This is a genomic window from Bradyrhizobium monzae, assembly GCF_021458635.1.
Taxonomy (GTDB): domain Bacteria; phylum Pseudomonadota; class Alphaproteobacteria; order Rhizobiales; family Xanthobacteraceae; genus Bradyrhizobium.
Genome location: NZ_JAIRDQ010000018.1, coordinates 31,016 through 52,096 on the forward strand (window position 1 = coordinate 31,016; position 21,081 = coordinate 52,096).

General features: G+C 58.5%; 12 protein-coding genes. 8 read left to right on the forward strand and 4 right to left on the reverse strand.

All coding sequences use genetic code 11. The features are described 5' to 3' along the window. Window positions 1-137 precede the first annotated feature (137 nt). The 4 genes from K3F49_RS37715 (at window position 138) to K3F49_RS37730 (ending at window position 7,249) form a co-directional block, all read left to right on the forward strand. Window positions 138-1,196 (forward strand): ABC transporter substrate-binding protein, encoded by a 1,059-nt coding sequence (locus K3F49_RS37715; RefSeq protein ID WP_234685926.1) that lies wholly within the window; start codon window positions 138-140, stop codon window positions 1,194-1,196. A gap of 788 nt (window positions 1,197-1,984) precedes the next feature. Then, window positions 1,985-3,691: an IlvD/Edd family dehydratase gene (locus K3F49_RS37720; RefSeq protein WP_234685927.1), complete on the forward strand. Its 1,707-nt coding sequence runs from the start codon at window positions 1,985-1,987 to the stop codon at window positions 3,689-3,691. Window positions 3,692-4,742: 1,051 nt separating this feature from the next. Next, a complete protein-coding gene (locus K3F49_RS37725; RefSeq protein WP_234685928.1) occupies window positions 4,743-5,960 on the forward strand; it encodes an alpha-hydroxy acid oxidase in 1,218 nt (405 codons plus the stop codon). A 509-nt stretch (window positions 5,961-6,469) separates the two neighbouring features. Next, window positions 6,470-7,249, forward strand: coding sequence for an HpcH/HpaI aldolase family protein (locus K3F49_RS37730; RefSeq protein WP_234685929.1), 780 nt, complete (start codon window positions 6,470-6,472; stop codon window positions 7,247-7,249). 385 nt (window positions 7,250-7,634) lie between these two features. On the opposite strand, the gene K3F49_RS37735 is transcribed toward K3F49_RS37730, so the two are convergent. The 4 genes from K3F49_RS37735 to K3F49_RS37750 form a co-directional block, all read right to left on the reverse strand. After that, a complete protein-coding gene (locus tag K3F49_RS37735) occupies window positions 7,635-8,660 on the reverse strand; it encodes an IS110 family RNA-guided transposase (protein ID WP_234685930.1) in 1,026 nt (341 codons plus the stop codon). Window positions 8,661-9,030: 370 nt separating this feature from the next. Next, entirely contained in the window at window positions 9,031-10,686 is a 1,656-nt protein-coding gene (locus K3F49_RS37740) for an MFS transporter (RefSeq protein WP_234685931.1), read from the reverse strand. Window positions 10,687-11,690: 1,004 nt separating this feature from the next. Beyond that, window positions 11,691-12,866 (reverse strand): M24 family metallopeptidase, encoded by a 1,176-nt coding sequence (locus tag K3F49_RS37745; RefSeq protein ID WP_234685932.1) that lies wholly within the window; start codon window positions 12,864-12,866, stop codon window positions 11,691-11,693. A gap of 1,213 nt (window positions 12,867-14,079) precedes the next feature. Further along, window positions 14,080-14,958 (reverse strand): CmcJ/NvfI family oxidoreductase, encoded by an 879-nt coding sequence (locus tag K3F49_RS37750; protein ID WP_234685933.1) that lies wholly within the window; start codon window positions 14,956-14,958, stop codon window positions 14,080-14,082. A gap of 1,526 nt (window positions 14,959-16,484) precedes the next feature. Between K3F49_RS37750 and K3F49_RS37755 the strand changes: the two genes are divergently transcribed. The 4 genes from K3F49_RS37755 (at window position 16,485) to K3F49_RS37770 (ending at window position 20,552) form a co-directional block, all read left to right on the forward strand. Continuing rightward, complete coding sequence (locus K3F49_RS37755) at window positions 16,485-17,546, forward strand: ABC transporter substrate-binding protein (RefSeq protein WP_234685934.1); 1,062 nt, start codon at window positions 16,485-16,487, stop codon at window positions 17,544-17,546. A gap of 84 nt (window positions 17,547-17,630) precedes the next feature. After that, window positions 17,631-18,455 carry an ABC transporter permease gene (locus tag K3F49_RS37760; RefSeq protein ID WP_234685935.1) on the forward strand — a complete coding sequence of 275 codons (825 nt, stop codon included), beginning with the start codon at window positions 17,631-17,633 and terminating at the stop codon, window positions 18,453-18,455. 8 nt (window positions 18,456-18,463) lie between these two features. Then, window positions 18,464-19,276 (forward strand): ABC transporter permease, encoded by an 813-nt coding sequence (locus tag K3F49_RS37765; protein ID WP_234685936.1) that lies wholly within the window; start codon window positions 18,464-18,466, stop codon window positions 19,274-19,276. Between the two features lie 175 nt (window positions 19,277-19,451). Next, window positions 19,452-20,552, forward strand: a complete 1,101-nt coding sequence (locus tag K3F49_RS37770; RefSeq protein WP_234685937.1) for an ABC transporter ATP-binding protein — start codon at window positions 19,452-19,454, stop codon at window positions 20,550-20,552. The last annotated feature ends 529 nt before the right edge of the window (window positions 20,553-21,081 follow it).

Genomic DNA, 21,081 nt, shown 5'->3' on the forward strand with positions numbered 1-21,081 from the left:
CCATGGGCAGGCTTTTCGGCCCGCACGTGTGCTCCATTGTCGGTCGAATGGTTCGGAACGCCCGTGACTCGAGTCATCAACCAGCCAATCCGATCGTATCCGTCAGGTGTTTTGGGCATCAGCAAAGGGGAAGATTCATGAAGAAAAGCGATTTCACGGCCTCGCGCCGCTCATTCCTTGCCGGCACGGCCGGTGCGCTCATGGCGTCGGCGGTCCTCGGCCCCGCGCGTGCCGCGGCCAAGTCCGACACGGTTACAATCATCAATTACGGCGGATCTTATCAAGACGCCACGGTCAAGGCAGTGTTCGAGCCTTTCACCAAGGAAACGGGAATTAAGGTCGAGAACGTTCCCGTGCCCGGTCTCGATAAAATCAAGGCCATGGAGCTCACGGGCAATGTCGAGATAGACATTTTCATCGGCCCAGGCACCTGGGCCGCTTCGGGATCCAAGCAGGGCTTTTGGGAGAAGCTGGACCTATCCATGCTCGACCTCAAGGATTTGGCGATTCAGCCGACAAACGAGGACGTCACATATGAAGTTGTAACCATGGGAATTGCGTGGGACCCAAAGAAGTTCGGCCCCGGCAAGCATCCGTCAGATTTTGTCGAATACTTCGACCTGAAGAAGTTCCCTGGGCGTCGCTGTTTCCGTCCCGTTCCTGACCAGACGCTGGAGGCCGCGCTTCTCGCCGATGGCGTGGCGCCAAAGGATCTCTATCCTTTGGATCTGGATCGTGCGTTCAAGTCGCTCAACCGGATAAAGTCGAGTATCGTATGGGCGCAGACAGTTCCTCAAACGATTTTCCTGGTGCAGAGAGGCGAGGTCGATTTCACCTACACTTCTGTTAATCGTATCAAAGCGACGAACGATGAGGGCGGCGGAGTGCCTTTGGCATTCTCCTTCGACCAAAACCTGATCATTACCGACTCTCTCGGCATACTCAAGGGCGCGCCCAACAAGGAAAACGCGATGAAGCTGATCGCCTACATCCTGCGCCCGGAAGTTCAGGCAAGGCTATATGATCTGTTGGGCCTCTTGCCGGCGTCCACGAAAGCCAAGGCGTTGATGTCGGAAGCGGCGCGGAAATGGTTGCCGGATTTGAGCAACCCCAAAAATGTTACTATCAGCAGTGAGTATTGGGCGAATAATTTTGAAAAAGTGAACCCTCGTTTCCTGGAGTGGATTCAGAGTTGATCGATCGCTGAATGCGGACGGGCCGGCTCGGCCCGTCTGCACTCTGCATCATGTTTTCTCCCCGGCCGAATCGTTCGAACACCATGACCCGGATCAACGGCCCCCGCACGCAAGGGATCTTCATGTCGCCGGCACGCTAATCGCGGCCGAGATCGTGTTCTGCCGCTGTTGTATGTCTTCCATGCCGGCATCTATGGCCCGACCTTGCCGTTGGCTGCGTACGGCCGATTCTGGCTAGTCCCTTGCTTTGGGTAACAGTGGAGGCGACGCTTGTCATCGCCGGCTTGTCGCTGCCGAGTCTCTGCTTCTGCGGCTCCATCGTCACGAAGCGTCTCGCCCGTCAGCCCGCGCGACGCAGAAACTTGCTGATGATGCCAGTACGGCTGCCATGGTGGACAGCGTTCTGATCAAAGGCCTTTGCCTTCACGATCATCCTAGGGGCGTCGGGACCATCAATTTCGTCCCAAACCGGTCGATAGATTCAAACAGCTGGAAGCCTAATCGAACGCCGCTCTGAGTTGAAGCCGGTGCTAACAAATCGGCTCCAGCACTCTCTATCGGTGCGGCCGGATCGAGGCGCTGAAATTCGGCGAAAGAAGCGCATGTACGCGGAATTCTGGCGCCGCTATGCCATCCATTGCAGTAATCGTTAGTGAAATTTGGCTATGACGGGGGCCATACCGACAAAGCCAGACTCACACGTGCGGGGCAATGTCGCAAAAGATGATGCGTGGACCACGGCACCAGCTTTTGAGTTCCGGGCCGTGCGCTCCCGAAATGACGGTAATATGACAAGTGGACTGCGGAAGGGATTGACTTCATATGGCGATGCCGGCTTCTCGCTGTTCCTGCGCAAGGCCTTCATCAAGGCCATGGGCTATTCCGACGACGCGCTGGAGCGCCCGATTGTCGGCATTACCAATACTTATAGCGACTACAATCCCTGCCACGGCAACGTTCCCCAGATCATCGAAGCCGCCAAGCGCGGCGTGATGCTGTCGGGCGCGATGCCGTTCGTGTTCCCGACCATCTCGATCGCCGAGAGCTTTGCGCATCCGACCTCGATGTATCTGCGCAATCTGATGGCGATGGACACCGAAGAGATGATCCGGGCCCAGCCGATGGATTCGGTGATCGTGATCGGCGGCTGCGATAAGACGCTTCCCGCGCAGGTGATGGCCGCGATCAGCGTCGATCTGCCGACCGTGGTCATTCCCGTCGGTCCCATGGTGGTCGGCCATCACAAGGGCGAGGTGCTCGGCGCCTGCACCGATTGCCGCCGTCTCTGGGGCAAATATCGCGCCGGCGATATCGACGACGCCGAGATCGACGCGGTGAACGGGCGCCTCGCGCCATCGGTCGGCACCTGCATGGTGATGGGCACGGCCTCGACCATGGCCTGCATGATCGAGGCCATGGGTCTGTCGCTGCCGATGAGCGCAACCATTCCGGCACCGCATGCCGAGCGTTTCCGTCTGGCCGAGGCGAGCGGCCGGGTTGCCGCCGAGATGGCCAAGACCAAGGGGCCGAAGCCGAGCGAAGTCTTGACGCAGGCCTCGTTCAGGAACGCGCAGGTCGTGCTGCAGGCGATCGGCGGCTCGACCAACGGCCTGATCCATCTGACGGCGATGGCGCATCGCTCGCCGCACCGGCTCGATCTCGAAATGTTCGACCAGATCGGCCGCGAGGTGCCGGTGCTGGTCGATCTCAAGCCATCGGGCGAGCATTACATGGAGCATTTCCATCACGCCGGCGGCGTCCCGAAATTGCTGGCGCAGCTCGGCGATCTCGTCGATCTCGATGCCAAGACGATCAGCGGTCAGACGCTGCGCGATGTCGTCGCCAATGCGGAAGACGTGCCCGGCCAGGATGCGATCAGGTCGCGCGACAATCCGATCAAGAAGGAAGGCGGCCTTGCCGTCCTACATGGCAATCTCGCGCCGCGCGGCGCGGTGATCAAGCAGTCGGCGGCGAGCCCAAAACTGCTGCAGCATACCGGGCGCGCGGTGGTGTTCGAATCGGTCGCCGACATGACGCTGCGGGTCGATGATCCCGATCTCGACGTGAACTCCGATGACGTGCTGGTGCTGCGCAACGCCGGCCCCAAGGGGGCACCGGGCATGCCCGAGGCCGGCTATCTGCCGATCCCGAAGAAGCTCGCGCGTGGCGGCACCAAGGACATGGTGCGCATTTCGGACGCGCGCATGAGCGGCACCGCGTTCGGCACCATCGTTCTTCACATCACGCCGGAATCCGCTGTCGGCGGGCCGCTGGCGCTGGTGCAGAACGGCGACATGATTAAGCTCGACGTTACCAAGCGCAGCATCGAGCTGTTGGTCGATGCCGCCGAGCTGGAGCGCCGTCGCGCCGCGTTGAAGCCGGCCGCTGCGCCCGATGAAGCACGGCGCGGCTATGCCTGGCTGTTCAACGAGACCATCATGCAGGCCGACGAGGGCTGCGACTTTGACTTTATGCGGGAGAAGGGCAAGCGATGACGCGCCTCCCTCACCAAGAGTTCGATCCGACCTGTTAAGCGGGAACAGTCGTAGGAAGGGAAAACGACGACACCCGCCGTACTCCTGACGTACTTCCTGGCGACCGCGGCTGTGATGCTAGCGGATCCGGGCCCCCCCGGAGCGCGCGCGACACAAAACGCTCACCTGATTGACGCTCCGCGACAATCAGGGCTAACAAATTGTCTTCACACCCAGATTGCCGGCGGCTATAGCGCGCCGCGCGCCGCTCCACTTGTCTACCATCGCCGGCGCGCGAGACTCTCTCGTTGCGTGCCACTAAACGGCAGCTTCTAAGGCGCGACGAGACAGATTGTGCTGTATTCCAACGAGAAGCAGCGAAGCACGACTTCCTCATGTCGCGTGGCTCTTGAGGGACAGAGCCCGTTCCCCATGCCGCCCCATCTCCTTCATGTGGTACGGCAAAGCTTCCCAAATCAGAGGCACAAGTTCAGGAACGTAGCGGCTTGAAGTCTTAGGAGTCGGCAGACGCGATTGTCGGGTGTGTTGGTTGGCAGTTCGAGCAGACCCAGCGGGGACGACGCAGGAGCTTATCGGCGGATGCCACTGCGACCTAAAATCTTGAAGAAGATCTTCAACTCGGCGTCTACGCATCATCTATATGCGCCGGGGCAGCGCCGCCGGGCCTCGCGGGTCGGCGCTGCCCCTCAGCCCTACTTCCGCTCGAGGTCGCCCAGACAGCGAGATCCTCGATATTTTAGAAGTGAGGAACTTGCCGGAGCTCAAATGGAGCGTGCTCGAAGCTAGCGTCGCCGTCGATCGTGTACTCGCGCCACTCGTATTCAATCATGCGCTGAGCGCGTGCTCGAATATTTGCAGCATTTCTGCGTCGACGCTGAACATCGGCCGTGATTCGGTGCGCGCTAGCCGATAGCTTTAATCGGCCTGCGTTGGCGGGGAGCTCGCCTGCTGCTCGTCACACCGGCTTCATAGCCGGCGAGGACCGAGCTTCGCGCGGTCTCGGGCTGCGATCGTTTTACGCTCACGAGCAAAGAACAACGGATCCTGTAGCGTGCTCCACAAGACCAGCGTGACCACCATGCCCGCGCCGACTACCAGGACGACGGCGCCGCGCGTGCCTCGACGCCTTGCACGTTACCTCTGCCTTGATGACTTTGAGCCGGTGGCGCGTCGGGGGCTGCCGAGTTTCCTCTACGGCTATATTTCTGGCGGCGCCGAGACTGATGCTGCGATGCGCGACAACCGTAAGGCGTTCAGCGAATATGGTTTCGTACCACGCGTGCTCAACGATGTTTCGAGCCGCGACCAGACCACGACTTTGTTTGGCCACACATATGCGTCGCCGTTCGGCATATCGCCCATGGGCTCTTCGGCTCTGTGCGCATACCGCGGCGATATCGTGCTGGCCCGCGCTGCGAAGGCGACGACCGTGCCGATGATCCTCTCCGCTTTCTCGTTCATCAGGCTCGAGGACGTGCAGAGCGAAAATTCTGGTGCTTGGTGCCAACTCTACCTTCCGGCGAACGAGGCTAGCGTCGTGTCGTTGGTCGATCGCGCCGCCAGAGCCGGATATGAGACCCTCGTCGTCACCGCCGACGTTCCTATCCCGCAAATTCGCGAGAACAACATCCGAAGCGGCTACCGAATACCCGTCGCCATCACGCCGCGGGTATTATGGGACACTATGAGCCATCCTACATGGCTCGTGAAGGTCTGGGCGCGCACCGTGATCAATCACGGCATGCCTCACCTTGAAAACATGGATGCAACTCTCAGGGTGCCGGCGCTGTCGAATGACCCCACGAGGAAGTTCGGCCCTCGTGACCAGTTTACGTGGAAACATGTTGAACTGATCCGGCACCGCTGGAGAGGCAAGCTTGTTGTCAAGGGGCTGGTATCGCCGGAGGACGCCCGCATCGCGCGGGAGTGCGGAGTCGATGGCGTGATAGTGTCGAACCATGGCGGCCGCCAGCTTGATTACGCGTTTTCCGCATTGCGAACTTTGCCGGAGATTGCAGCGAATGCAGCTGGCATGACAGTGATGCTCGACGGAGGAATTCGCCGGGGCACAGACGTCATCAAAGCGCTCGCGCTCGGCGCACACTTCGTCTTTGTTGGGCGGCCATTTCTCTACGCGGCAGCCACTTCCGGTGAGGCTGGCGTGCAACGAGCAATCTCCCTGCTCCAGGCCGAAATCGACCGAAATCTTGCCTTTTTGGGCATTCGTAGCTTGTCCGAGATCACTTCAGAGCTCGTGCATAAGCTCTAGCCTGTTCGTTGAGCAAAGGTGAGCTACTCGGGCGATACCGAGAATCTCAAGCCGGTCGTCAACTCTGATGGTCCTCCCTGGCATGCGCGGCATTGCTGCTGGGCTCACGCGGGCAACACGCTAGAGAGCGTAGCGGTTTCAAGAAACTTGACGAGGTAGCACGGGCCAATGCCGTGCTAGGCGGAAATAAAGCGCCCATGCGCGGCACGATCCCGAAAACGACGGCGTTCACATCGTGTCAGCGCACGAGGAGCTCGATCACATGATAAGCTTCACATTTCCCCAATAGGCGCAGCATTTCGGCGGTATCATAATGTACATTGGAAAATTGCGACTTTGGGGATTCGGTACCAATCGCAAGAGGTCCAGGCAAGCAAGCCTGAGAGCCGACTTCGCCGCAACCGATTCAATCGTGGCCATCGCGCGGGGAGGGCTCGGTGAAGCCGATATCCGGCGGGGCCGAAAGCAAGGCCTTCGCATTTGAAGAACTGCAAGAGGACACATGATCGATGCTGAACAATAAGGTCAAACAAATCTGGGCTTCTGGCAAAGCGGTGGTCAACGCGTGGCTGGCGATTCCCTCCGGCTTCTCGGCTGAGATGATCGCGCAATGCGGCTTCGACAGCGTCACCGTCGACATGCAGCATGGCGTGCAGGACTATCTCTCGATGGTGCAGTGCTTCCAGGCCATGGGCAAGCATCCGGTCACCCCGATGGTCCGCGTGCCCTGGAACGAGCCCGGCATCATCGGCAAGGTGCTCGATGGCGGCGCGTATGGCGTGATCTGCCCGATGGTGAACACGCCGCAGGAAGCGAAGAACCTCGTCTCCTACTCCAAATATCCGCCGAAGGGCGTCCGATCCAACGGACCAATCCGTGCCGGCATGTACGGCACCGCGGGCTCCTATCAAAAGACCGCCAATGACGAGATCGTGCTGCTGCCGATGATGGAGACCAAAACTGCGGTCGAGAACATGGAGGCTATCCTTGACGTCGAGGGCATCGACGGCGTCTATATTGGACCGTCCGACCTCGGCTTCTCCTACGGGCTCGAGCCGAAGCTCGATCACACCGACCCGGAGATCCTCAAGATCTATGAAAAGATCGTCAAGGAGTGCGGTAAGCGCAATCTCAGTCCTTGCATTCACTGCAGCGGCGCCGAAGGCGCCGTGCGCGCGATCAACATGGGCTTCAGGCTCGTGACGCTGACCACCGAAGTCGGCCTGATGTCAACCTACGCGAAGATGCAAGTGAAGCAGACCCGCAGCGATTCGGGAGGGAAAGCTTAATCTTCCCCTGTCAATCGGCCCTTTAATTGCGGATTGATGTCAACTCTCTTTTTGAAGCCAATCGGCAAGACTGTAGCGCTCGGCCCGTTGAAGCGGGTCGGGGTCGCGGAGACGGGGCGAGCGCGGCTAGTAGATCGATAGCCAGCTCGGTAGTATTGGTCGATTAGCCGTCACCTAAATCTCAACTATCCGCTGCCCGTCGCTGGGGTCATGGTCCTTTCCGAGGTCGCAAGCGCCTCATGATGATGTCCGGATCGGGTGCCTCATCGTTTGCAACGGCGTGCGGACGAGCCGCCACCAGCCGATTGACCGAGGTCACCACGACCACCGTCCCAGCGGGACATCGCCGGCCCGGCGGACCGGGCCAGGAGCTTACAAAATAAGGTCAGACCGGCGCGTGGCCCCAGTCGAACGACGTGCCATCGACCCAAATGCAGTGGAGGACCACTGCGATTTTGCGGGCAATGGCGACCTTTGCCTTTTTCATACCGATCCGCTTCGCGAGCTTCATTCCCCAGGCCCTGAGGGAACACCATTTTTTGGTCCGATAGAGAAGGACGGTCGCTGCCTCGAACAAGTAAGTTCGGAGAAGCCTGTCGCCCCATCTGGATATCTTGCCACTAGTGTCTGTTTCACCAGACTGGTTGCGCCGAGGTGTGAGGCCGAGATAGGCCCCGACTGCCGAGGCCGATCGGAAGCGAGACGGGTCATCGATCGTATGGCGGAACGTCAAGGCAGTCACCACGCCAACACCAGGGACCGTCATCAGGCGACGCGTCGTCTCGTCAGACTTCGCCAATCGGCGGACCTCGTCGTCGAATTTGCTCTGCTGCTGGCAGATATGCTCATGAATCGACAGGAGCGGCCCGATCACGTTGAGGAGTTGATGATCTTCGCCCAATAGCTCGCCGACCTGGTTACGGAACTGCTGACCAATCGCGCGAGGGAATAGTAACCCACATTCCTTGATCAGACTGCGGACCTGGTTCTCGATATCCCGGCGTATGGATACAAGGCGGAATCGCGCGACAAGGATCGCTCGAACCTTCTGGCTCTCCTCGCTCTTGATTTTGACCTCTCGATACCACCCGACCCGCACCAGTTCGGCAAGGCCCCGAGCATCATTCCGATCGCTCTTGTTCATGCGGACCGACAGTGCCGCGTGCGCATGCCTAGCATCGATGCAAACGACGCGGAGTTCAACCCTACGAAGCTCGTGCCAAAGCCAGCTTGCCATCGCGCCCGTCTCAAAGCCGATGCGCTCCGCCAATGGCGCATGTTTGCGAAGCAGCTTGGACAGATCGCCGGGATCAGACTTGGCCTTTCCTTCAAAAAGCGTTTGACCAGTCTCGTTAACCACGCAAACCGAGGTCTCTCTTTGCGAGACATCCAGGCCGACGTATTGCCTCATGACAGCTCCTCCGAATCGCTTGATTGCGAGAGCTCGACGATAACGGAGCTTTCGTGCCTCGAGCGCTGACTGCAATTACGTCATCGTTTGCAAATTTGACGGGAAAGTTCGCGGCTTGTCGCGGCGCGGTGCTGAATTTCGGCCGTACCTGGTCGGCATCCTGAGGCCGAGCCCCGGCACCTCTTGGCGGAGGAAGTCCTCGAGCCGCAATTACCGCGATCAAACCAGGTGTCACTACAGTGCGGTCGACGCCGCCGCACACAAGGTGCTGCTCGCATCCGTTGTGCACGGACCCGATACTCAACTGCCCCGGATAGTCGGCGCGGAGGCGCGGTAACGTGAGCTTGAAGCTTCTCGCCACTCCGTGCAATTACCGGGCAGCCGTCACGTCGCGGTCCGGCACGCCGTCTCTACCGTGCACCGAGCCGAAGGGGCGCTCCAGCATACGGCGGGTGCGCACCGGGTTGGAGCCTATGTGGAAAGCAAGAGCTTGCCGATCCAGCGCCAGGTCCGACTGAGTCCAGCGGTTGCGCTGACGCAAATAGTCGAGCCACGTCGGGCAATGGTATCGCTCCGTCCACAGTTCGGGATCGGCAGTGTCGCGCGCGATGGACCAGCCGTACGCTCCGTTGCGCTGGCGCGACAGCTGCACGTCCTGCATGATGCCATGAAATGCCCGCGCGTTCTCCTCCGCAACTCGATATTCGATCTCGATGACCACGGGGCCACTGCGCTCGTTCAGCGCAAGCCGAACCGCCGGATCGCCAAGCACCTCGGTCTCTTCACCCCTCGCACCGACACGCGGCATGGGCAACCACATACCTAAGAGCGGCGAGGTAAGCATCAGCCCGCTGGAGACGAGCAGCGAGACCTCGACGCCAGCGGAATCGGTGAGGGCGCCCCAGCCCCAGCTCCCGATGGCGATGCCGCCCGACAACGCAGCTTGATAGGCAGCAAGCGATCGGCCCGCGACCCAGCGCGGCGCTGAGAACTGCACACCGATATTAAACGCCGTAAGCATCATTATCCACATCGCGCCGGCCAAGATCAGTGCGGCCGCCGTCAAAGCCGGCCCGCGGCTCAGTGCCACGGCAACGATCGCGCAACCCATTGAGAACGTGCAGGTACGCACAATAGCTTCCCCATTCATCCGCCTACGCACTTCGCCGACACAGAGTCCCCCAATGACCGCACCAAAGCCAAAAGCGCCGAGCGTGATGCCATAAACTTGCGCGCCGCCATGCAGAAGATCGCGTGCGACCAACGGCATTAAGGCTGAGATCGAGCTGCCGATCACGCCAGTTGCCATGGCACGGGTCAGCACAATCTTGATCGACGGCGAATTGCTGATGTATCGCACGCCCGAAACAATGGCACGGCCCATCCGTTCGCGCGGCAACCGCGACGGCTCAACCACTCGTTTCCAAAGGAAGAGCGCGACTATTAGTGGCAGATACAGCAATGCGGTGAGCGCAAAGGCCGAGCCTGTGCCTGCGCTGGCGACCACAATGCCACCGATCGCGGGCCCGAAGCAGCGGGCGACGTTGTAGCTAATGCTGTCGAGCGCAACAGCTGCGGGCACAGCTTCTGCCGGCACCTGTTCACTAACTGAGGCTTGCCAAGCTGGGGTCAGCAACGCCATGCCGCAGCCGATCACAAAGCAAAGAGCAAGCAGAAGATTCGGTGTGGTGAAGCCGAACCAGTCGAGCGCTGCGATTGCGGTGGCACCGCAAAGTGCGATCGCGAGGGCTATCAGCGTCACGATCCGACGGTCATGCATGTCGGCAATCGCGCCGGCGGGCAATGCGATGACCATGACCGGCAGAGTCAACGCCGTCTGGACGAGCGCGACCTTGCCGGCGGACGAAGTCATCTGAGTCATCGCCCAAGCCGCACTGACGAGCTGGATCAGGATGCCGAGGTAAGCGAGGAGGCTTGCAAGCCATCTGTTTCGGAAGGCTGCAAAGCGTAGCGGAGCCGTGATGCCGTCTGCTACGAATGCCTGCGACTTCGCCGAATTGGTCATATCGACTCCTGCTTACCCTGCAATACCCTGAATCTGGACCAGATCAGTAGTTGCCCGAAATGGGTTTGCACTTGGACCGCAGCCCTTTCAACCCGGTCTGTTCTGCGCGCGAGAGCCGCACGATGCGAGCTAGTGTGCCAAGCAGTCACTGGCAACTGATACTTGTGATCTTGCCTGCGAAAAGTTGCATTTCGCGGTGTGGCAGTGAGCGTCAAGCACCGGCGCAGCCCGTACTTCGCCTTGTCTATCTCATCGGTATAGCAGTGCGGTTGTTTGGCAGATCCGGGTCGGGAAATCGCCTCGATTTCGCGATGCCGATCGCCGGTGCAATCGACAGACATGGCCTCAAGACGATAGTTGCCCGAGACGATGTCACTATTTCGTCCACGCAAAGAGTTGCGTGGTTTCGTCAGGATGCATCGGGGACTCAACTCGTTGACACCCAGGCGTTCATGGGTCTTAGCGCCGCTTAGATTCACCGAAAGAACTGCTTCAGCTCAACTGATGATATCTCCATAGAGTAGAGGAGCGACAGCGCGTGTTTCTTGCTTTCTATTCGTCTGACAGACGAAAAAATGCGCAACCTCGGCGCTCGGAAGCTCGCATGGGGCACTTGTAAACGCTCGGACGGACCCGGAGTTGAAACCGCAAAGCATGACTTTACACGGTCCATCCGATCAACGGCCGTTTTCTCCAGTTCGAGCGGGTCCAGCGCAGGTAGTCGAATGTGATCTCTTCGCCGGGGTCCTCTCCCTTTCGGGCGAAGATTGCATTTTGCCCTCGGCTTCCGATTCGTGCCGAATGACCCCGAGAGTGATCTCGGCAGCAGGATCTCGCTCGGATTGTTGTTTATGGCTCGTCGCGTCCACAACAGCACTGCCTGTCCAGGCCAATGGTGCATTCTCATGAGTGTCCATTCGGTTCTCTCTTGAGATGCTGAAGCTTTAGCAAGCTCAGCTTCCTCGTGCAGGACCGAATGGACTACTTCCTGAGAGTTCACATTTCTAGCAAAGCTCGAAAAGCTTCCGCGGCGCCTTCGTCAAGACTTCGGTTCCGAAGTCTGTCACCCGAATTGTCTCGCTGATGACATAACCGAAATCCTCTTCGATCATCCAATTGCCCAGATGCAAGTGAAACGTCATGTTCGGCTTCAACACTGTTACGTCCCCCTCGCTAAAACTGGCGGTCATTTCCCGCCAATCGATGCCGATGGCGTAGCCGCAGCGGGACTCCTTCCTGACGCCGTGCTTATCGAGCGCGCGATCGATTGCTGCAGCGACGTCGCCGCCGGTAATTCCCGGCCGGATAGTGCTTATCCCGGCCTCCAGACCAGCAAGTTGAGCCTCATGTATGCGCCGTAGACGATCGGAGGGCTTACCAATTGAGTAGGTGCGGCAGATTGGTGCGGTGTAGCCATGGCGCACACCGGCGATCTCAAGGTTAATTTGAGAAGCTGGGTGAAGGATATCCTCGGTCCACGTGATGTGGCTGGTTCCTGTGCGCGGCGAAGAACACAAATATGGCGTCGCGATCCAAGTGCCGACCTTGCCATTGGCGCCGCGCGCCAGCGTCGCAACGATCTCGGCGATTGCGTCAGATTCCTGCACGCCAGGACGGATCACCTCGGCCGCGCGCATGACGCCCGCATCGGCAATAGCCGCCGCCTCCTTCATGTAGGCGATCTCGAGATCTGACTTAACCGTTCGGATCCAGGCTACAACGCCAGTGCAATCCACGATTTTCGCTTTCGAAAGACGCGTCTTGAACTTCTCTGCGGTCGGCACCGAAAGGGCGCTCATGTCGAGTCCGACACCGTGGTGGGCGAGGCCAGCGTCGAAAAGGAAATCGATCAGCGCGTCGTACCCATCCTTCTCGGGGTTGGCGACCAAGTTTTCCGGGTAGCCGATCACCGTCCTGCGTTCCAGGAACGTCTGATGCAGGGCGGCCGGCACGTCCATCTTACGTAAGATGATCGTCGGCTCATCTTCTCGGATCGAAATCACCAGTCCTTTCGGATCAGTTCCCGACCTGGCGGTGTAGCCCGTGAGGTAAGTAATGTTCGCTGAGTCAGCGACGACAAGCGCGTCGACGTCTCGCTGTGCCATTTCCGATTTTACAGCGGTAAGCCTGCGCAGGTACTCTGTTCGAGGGAACGCCTGCGGCGCCTTGGTAATCGGCATTGTCTTAGCTCCATCGGCATGCGTTGGTGTCGAGAGTGGCGAAATGTGAGAAGGAAAATTGGAGTATCCTTCGCGAAAGGGAGACATCGAACAATGATCGCCGCCCGTCAGAATATTTGGGGTCAGCCCAGTGGGCGACCGCATGATCTCACCAGAATTATCGCCGAGCCCGAGCGCCTAATTTCTTCGATCTTGGGGCTTTTGTCGACGAAACTCTGCACTCAGTGAGACAATGGGAGGAAACTGCTACTAGCGACATCCATACGGGGCCGCACCTAGGGCCATCACCGATAGGCTTAGGTGAGTGTGACAAGCAATCAAGCAATCGGGCCCGCGCCATCTTGGCGGCATCCTCATGATTAGCAGATCGATGCTCAGGCTGTGGATCAGGCTCCGAGGTGCGCGTCGTCGTAAGTGGGATCGAAACGCGGCCGCACTAGCGCAGGCAACTGTTCGCAGCTCTGTGTGTTATGCATGCTCAGAGCTCGCGTGCGGACGAATCCGTTCGAAACGACGTTGTTTCCGTGACCTCAAAGGCTCGGTCGCCGGGGGGCGCACGCTTCACCTAGATCCGCTTCAAATTGCAACGATAGCTGCCCCGCATAGACCAGGTGAGACGTCCCATGGCGCAAGCCATAATACGACGATCGTAGCAACCCATGAGAGGAGGACCGGCCTCCCTCTCAAGCGGCGAATTGCAGGGGACGCCTATCGCTGCTGCGATCACCTCGGGCACTTTTGCAGCAGCGATGGCAGGCTACACTACACTGCGGCTATGCGCACCGTTGGTGGGACAATCGGACCTCGAGCACAGCCGCCGGGCGTCATCGGCGTACAGGCGGTGTAGGTTACAAGGATCGGCGCCACTAGTAGATCATTTGCCCGTTCGTAGCGTCTCCATGACCGACAACTGGCCGGGCGCCATTCAGCGGCTGCGGCACCTGCATGGAGAATTGACTGCGACACCCAAGCGTCGCTGCCAGCACCGATTGGACCTTAGTTTACTTTGTCGTGACAGTCCAGTCGGTGGCGGTCGCAATGGCGATCGGCAGCGTCGCGCCATCGACTACGAAGTAGCCCGCCGTACTTCCGAGCAGGGCTACTCACGTGAGCTAAGAAGTGTAGTCACCATCACGCCGTCCAAAGCGAAAAAGTCACCGTACTTTCAACCCACGCTTTTGCGCGGCGATTGAAGCTACGGACGAGCGGCGGCTCAGTCGTAGTAGACGTAGAACCGAGCCTCAACACTCTTGCGGGGCTTGGCATTTGGATAGGCGTGCCGATTGTCAAACATCGCGTGAGCTGACCGCGGGTCGTAGTGCTTATCTGAGTCGTAGCCCTTAAACATAAAGAACTCGTCAGAATTCAACTCGGGAAGATAATACCAGCGATGAGCGGGATTGTGATGGAGAAATAAAGTCCGAATACTGGTGCCATACTTTCTTTGATAAGTCTCGAACAGATCAGCAGGCAGAATAGAAGATGCATCGCAGAACGCCAGGGGGAAATCCTGCGGAGGCGGTGACAGTGCGCGCCAAGCCTGGATGATCATCAAGCGAGAATAGGGACGAATTTCAATGCCCTGCAGTTGAGCGTCGCGCGCGGCAACCAGAGGGCAAGCCACGGGGGCGTAATCGACGTGCGCAAATCCAGCCCCAAAATTTCTCAGTGTTCTTTGATTCTTTCCTCCCCATGCGCGGGCAACAGAACTTTCGTCGATAGAACGGACGGTGACGCCACCAACATCTACTGTGGTGACCCGCGACGCGTTGAAGTAGTCCTTAATGAAAGGCACCATTTCAGCCAGATACTTCTGCGCCATGATTTCTGGATCAGGCTCACTCACACTGGATGCCTTGTGCTTAATTAGCTTGAAGCCTTCTCGGTCGAGAGATAAGTCATTCACGATTGGACGCGCATTACGAATGGAAACCGCGTAGCTGACCATGGGAAGGTCAAATCCCTCGGGCGTAGCAGCTGCGGGAGCATTTTCGTCGGGTGTGCGTCGAGCAAAGTTCATTCGACCCTGCACGCACTCAAGTTGATCGCGGCCTTCTTTTGCTTCCGACGAAGCTTGAATCGCGGTTCCCACGGCTACTTACCTCCTTAGAGCTACCATTGCGGTCTTATCGGCGGCACGTTCGCGCGCGCCGCATATCTCTGTGCTCGCCTGTTCTAGCCGAAGGGGAGCTACCTCGGACTCAACCGCCCGAAAACATAGGGCGGCTCGACCGCTTAAAGACCGCGCAGATCGACCGGAATTGGAGGAATCCTGCAAATATGAACGGGTATGCCGTTGATTTTGGCCCGCTCTGCGTTCAGCCGGCCCAAGGGTGAATAGCCCAGCTGACGATCGATGCGGCTGCCGACCGGCCGTGGCTCGATCACTATCGTGACCGCTTTTCCCCGACGGTGCTGAGATGAGCTGTTCTGACGCGGCCAGCAACTAGGGGAAAGGTGATCTGGCAGGAGCGGTGTCGAACTTGGCCGGCAGGCTTGTCTCTAACCGCATGGATGCTGCGCTGACACTGACACCAGGCGCCCATTTTGGATGTCTCATTTCCGGTGCATGGGAGCCGAGTGTCGCGAAATCTTAAAACGTGAGCGGACAAATGGTGAAGAATCTGGCTGTCTCGGACTCGACGCGCGTGACTTGCCGGGCTCGCTGGAAAAAGTGGCGCATCGATAACCGCCTCAATGGCGGTAGACTCCGATGTCGACGATCCGGCCCGGCCAGAATAGCTTTCGTGTGTTATTTTGCGTCGCGCCAACTCACGTCATCTTGCGATAGCGCTCGTGGCTCACCAGCGGATCGCTGCGGTTCGGTAGTCCTGAAAAACGCTACCGGTGAGCGGCCCGCGCTCCACGATTTGGCGGATAAGGCTGCGCTCGTCGCCAAGGCGAGCGGCCGTTCCATGCGATACTAAGAGGCGGCTCACGCTCGCGACCTGTATCTGTTGCGCGGGGCAACGATGTTCGAGAGACGGGCGCTCCACGGCGATCGTCGTGGGAGAGGTCAGTCAGACGTCGCGCCTGCGGACCACGACTGCAGTCTTGCTCAATGCGCGATCGGCAGAATCGCTCATCCTGTCCTTGCTTTCACTTGACTTACCCCGCATCTCGCACGGTGCCTCGCGGCCGCTCATCTCGACGATCAAGCAGACAAGTCATCGGAACATAAGGGCAGTAGGCGCCGGCGGTGTAGAATTCCGGCGATATGGAGCTCATAAGAGCAGAATTTCGGCGAATTAGCCCCTAGATAGGCAAGTTCGGCTCTTGGGATATCGTAAGAGTCGCGCTCAAGAAAATTTCCAACCAAAGCAGCTTCGCTAAGGGGAGGAGTATTGAGGTGGTATTGGCTTCTCGCGATGGCCTGCTCTTGCGGGTGATGCCAACAAGGTTGGACGATTGTGCCGTCATTGTAGCCGTCGGCGCCAGCTGTCCGACCTCCCGAAAGGGCTTAAGCTAAGCGTCTCGTTCGAGAAGAAGCGTCTCACGATGCTATCGGCTTCTGAAACCAAATTTCGGGTCGTTCGGTGACTTGCCATCTGTCCGATAGGCAAGCTTTCGCGGGTGTCACCTGAGAACTCATAGCCAAGTTGAAAAAGGAGGAATTCTATGAACGGATCCGTCTCGACCGTCACGCGTCGCTCCTTCCTTGCTGGGACGGCGGGCGTGCTCATGGCGCCCATGGTGACCGGGCCCTCTCGTGCTGCCGCTCCTTCTAGTTCTTTGACCATGGTCTCGTACGGCGGAAGTTACGAGGAGGCCTTCGTCCGAACCGTGACGAATCCGTTCACCAAGGAGACGGGAATCGAGGTCAAGTTGGTAAATGCGCCGGATCTCTCCAAAGTTAAGGCGATGTTGCTCACGGGCAATGTCGAATGGGATATTTATGTGGGCAGTGGCACGTGGCTAGCTTCTGGATCGAAGCAGGGCCTTTGGGAAAGGTTTGATCCTTCTATCGTTGAACTCAAGAGGGATTTAGCGGTGCCGCTGACAAGCGACCTCGCCACCTATGAAATGTTTGTCATGGGTGTGGCGTGGGATCCCAAGAAATATGGTCCGGGAAATCATCCGACGAATTTTGCTGAATTCTTCGACTTGAAGAAGTTTCCGGGGCGTCGCGGCATGCGACCTGTGCCCGACGGGACGCTAGAGGCAGCGCTGCTTGCCGATGGCGTATCGGTGAAGGACGTGTATCCTCTAGATCTCGATCGTGCGTTCAAGGCGCTCGATCGCATAAAGTCGAATACCGTTTGGCCTCCGACGGCTCCTCAATCAGTCACCCTTTTGCAGGCTGGCGAGGTCGATTTCGGCTTGATCTACAGCAACCGCGCCAGAACGACGAATGACCCGGATGGCGGGGTACCGTTGGCCTTCTCCTTTGAGCAGAACGTGCTCAATACCGACACCCTTGCAGTGGTCAAGGGCGCGCCGAACAAGGAAAACGCAATGAAGCTTATCGCCTACATGCTGCGCCCCGAAGTTGAGGCCCGGCTCGCGAACCAAGTGAGCACTGTTCCGGTGTCCAAGATGGCCGCGTCGATGTTGTCGCCCGAGGCTCGCAAGTGGCAGCCAGATTTGAATAAGCCCAGCCATCTCGTGGTGAACAGCGAGTACTGGGCAGATAACTACGAGGCGGTGTCGCGTCGCTTCAAGGAATGGCTCATAACTTGAGACGCAGTCGCTGCTTGGACAGATGACCGGCACGTCGTGTACGCTCTGTCACTCCATTTTCGGTTAACCCGCTGAAGAACGCTCATGCACCGAATGACCAATATGCGCGCCCAAGCTATATTCCTTTCACCGGCTGCGTTGATTGCGACCGCGATCACGTTGCCGCCTCTTTTGTACGTGTTCTATACCAGCGTCGATGGATCGGCCCTATCGTTGGTGGCGTTCCGCGAAGTTCTCACCAGTAGTCTATTTGTGCGAACGCTGGGTACAACGCTTGTTATTGCCGCTTCGGCGTCGTTGTTGAGCTTGCTTCTCGGATTTGTCGTCGCGTTGCACCTCGCTCGTCAAACAGCGCGGCGCAGGGCAGTTTTGATGATGTTCGTGCTCCTTCCGCTCTGGACCAGTGTTTTGGTCAAATGCTTCGCATTTACGATTATCTTGGGGCGTGAAGGGATCATCAACAGCGCTCTAAGCTGGGCCTTTGATATGAAGATCCAGCTACCACTGGTGCTCAATCGGATTGGTGCACTTATCGGCATGACCAACTATCTCATTCCGCTCGTCGTCTTGCCGGTTCTCGCTAGCCTGCTCGCTATCGATCCCGCAATCTACCGCGCGGCCTCTATTATGGGAGCCCGGCCCGCCCGCATATTTTGGACGGTTACTATTCCCATGAGTCTGCCCGGTGTGTTTGCCGGTCTGCTCAGCATCTTCGTGATGTCCCTAGGTTCGTTCGTAGTTCCGGCGCTGCTCGGCGGTTCGCAAGATCAAATGCTGTCAAATCTCGTCGATTTCTACAACCGACAGGTATTGAGCTGGTCCAAAGCGTCCGCCATTAGTGTGTTCTTGCTCGGCATGGCTTTGGTTTTTGCCGCTCCTCTGGCGCTTCGGCGTCGACATAAGCTGTAGGGTGTATCGTGTCGCACAACATTCGTGACCCGCATGCCCGTCGCTACCGTCTAATCGGTACCGGGCTGGCCGTGGCTGTCTATATTTTCCTTTTGGCGCCGCTCGCCGTGACTGTACCTATGGCATTCGGCCCGACAAATGCGCTGACTTTCCCGCCGACGAGTTATTCACTCGACCTGTTCAGAATCTTCTTCAATTCTCCCGGCTGGCTAGACCCCCTTTTCGAGAGTATAAAGGTCGCACTGGGATCCACAGTATTGGCAATGCTGGCCGGCGTGCCTGCAGGATACTGGATCGCACGCCACGAATTCGTCGGCAAGAGACTTGTTGCTGGCCTAATCATGAGCCCGCTTGTTGTCCCTACAATCGTTTCGGGCCTCGGACTTTATCTCTACTTCTCCTACTTTAGGATCAGCGGGACGACGCTATCGCTGGTGCTCGGTCACGTCATGCATGGCTTGCCGTACGTACTGCTTCTGATCATAGCGGGCGTTCACAAACTCGACCGCAATCTCGAATTCGGTGCGGAACTGATGGGGGCTGGATCGATACGGATGTTTCTGACGGTCGTTATACCACAGCTCGTTCCGTCGCTCGTGAGTGCTGCACTCTTTGCTTTTCTGCTGTCGTTCGATGAAGTCATCATTTCCTGGTTCTTGGCCAGCACCAACACGATTACCCTGCCGGTGAAGATGTTCAGCGCCATCGAATGGGAGGTGTCGCCGGTCATCGCCGCAGTTTCCACCTTGCTGATGACAGTCTCTTTGGTCGTTTGCATCGTCGCCGTCGCATTGAAGAGATCAACTCCAATCGATGGCTGACCGGTCCCGTTTGGCGATCCGGTTTGGCCGCATAAGGACGTAACACTGTATGACACCTCAGATAAGGAAAGAGGAAGCCATTGAAGAGTCTCAATTTCATGGCCGGCAGGACGGCGTACCCAGGTGGCGGACTTCTGCACGTCGCCTGTACGGTGCCGGTAAAGGAGTGAACCGGATGCAGGGCGGCATTCATCTTGACGGTCGCGGCGCCCACGCGATTGCCCTGAAGGGCATATCTAAGATGTTCGGTCCGGTTACGGCCTTGCATTCGACTGATCTGAGCGTGGAGAAGGGCGAATTCCTGACACTGCTTGGTCCTTCAGGCTCGGGTAAGACTACTCTGCTCAATCTGATCGCAGGCGCGATCGGGCCAACAACGGGCGCTATTCTCCTCGACGGGCGCGACATTACTCAAATGCCTCCACGCGAGAGGGGGATTGGGATGGTGTTTCAGAATTACGCGCTGATGCCGCACATGACCGTGTTCGAGAATGTGGCGTATCCCTTGCGTGCGCGCCACCATCCTTCCAAGACGATTCGCGCCAAGGTGATGGAGGCTCTCGAGCGTGTCGGGCTCCGCGGCTTCGAGGATCGAAAGCCGCGCCAGTTGTCCGGCGGTCAGCAACAGCGCGTCGGCATTGCGCGGTGCATCGTTTATTCGCCGACGATCATCATGATGGACGAGCCCCTCGGCGCGCTTGACAAGAACCTGCGCGAGCAAATGCAGGGAGAAATCAAACGTCTCCACAAGGACCTGGGAACAACCTTCATTTACGTTACCCACGATCAGGAAGAGGCGCTCAATATGTCTGATCGCATCTGCCTGATGAACCTGGGCGAAATCGCCCAGGTTGGAACGCCGGATGAATTGTACTTTCAGCCGCGCAACCGCTTCGTCGCCGAGTTCATCGGCGAATCTAATCTGATTAGCGGACGAATTGGGGCCGCCGGGGGCATGGTGATCGCGGGAAACAGCTCTGTTGCGGTTCCCACCGGCAGATGGACCGAAGGAACGGAGCTCCTGGCTATGATCCGACCCGAGAAAGTGCGGATCTGCGACTGCGACGAGCCTGTTGAAGAAGGCAGTTATGTCCTGAGTGGCGAAGTCAAGTCGAGCTCGTTTATCGGCGGCATGACCCGCCTGACTGTTGAAACGGAGAACGCTTTGAAAATCACGGCCAAGATGATATCCGACCGGGCCGAGTCAAGGCCAGCGCCGGGAGCGAGAGTGCGACTTTGCTGGTCTCTATCCGATATGGTGGTCCTCGAAAAATGACCGCTCCAGGTGGAATTTCAATTCCTCTGCCGGAAGAAAGTGGAAGCAATGCCGTCTATCTCCCGCGCGGAGGGCTTCAGTACTGCGCCGCCGCCTCGCGAACAAATCGAGGGCGCGTCTCTTAGCGCCGTGCTCAGGGCGATCGAAACCACCCAAGCTCACCGTCCCTCGCGAGCGGATTGTGGGGCGCCACGCCGAAGGCGGGGCGCTGTGTGGTGCGAGGGGCACGTCCCTGAGAAGCGCGCCCTTCTTGCTGGTCTCGGAATCCCAGGAGGGGGGGCAAGCCACGCCCATCATCATCGCGAAGCGGATGATTTTCCCGAATACGCTCGCATTGCTTGTTCCAAACTCCAACGCGGTCCATTGCTGCCAGGTAACTGGGAGTTCTTTGACTCAACTGCGAGCCGGCTCTTCATCTTGACCATGGAAGTGTACAAGGCGCGATGAAGCGAAGGTTGGCGGCCGGTCCGACGCGAGGCGGATGCGTTGCGACGCGCTAGTGTCAAAGCTTAGATCACCTCCAATACCT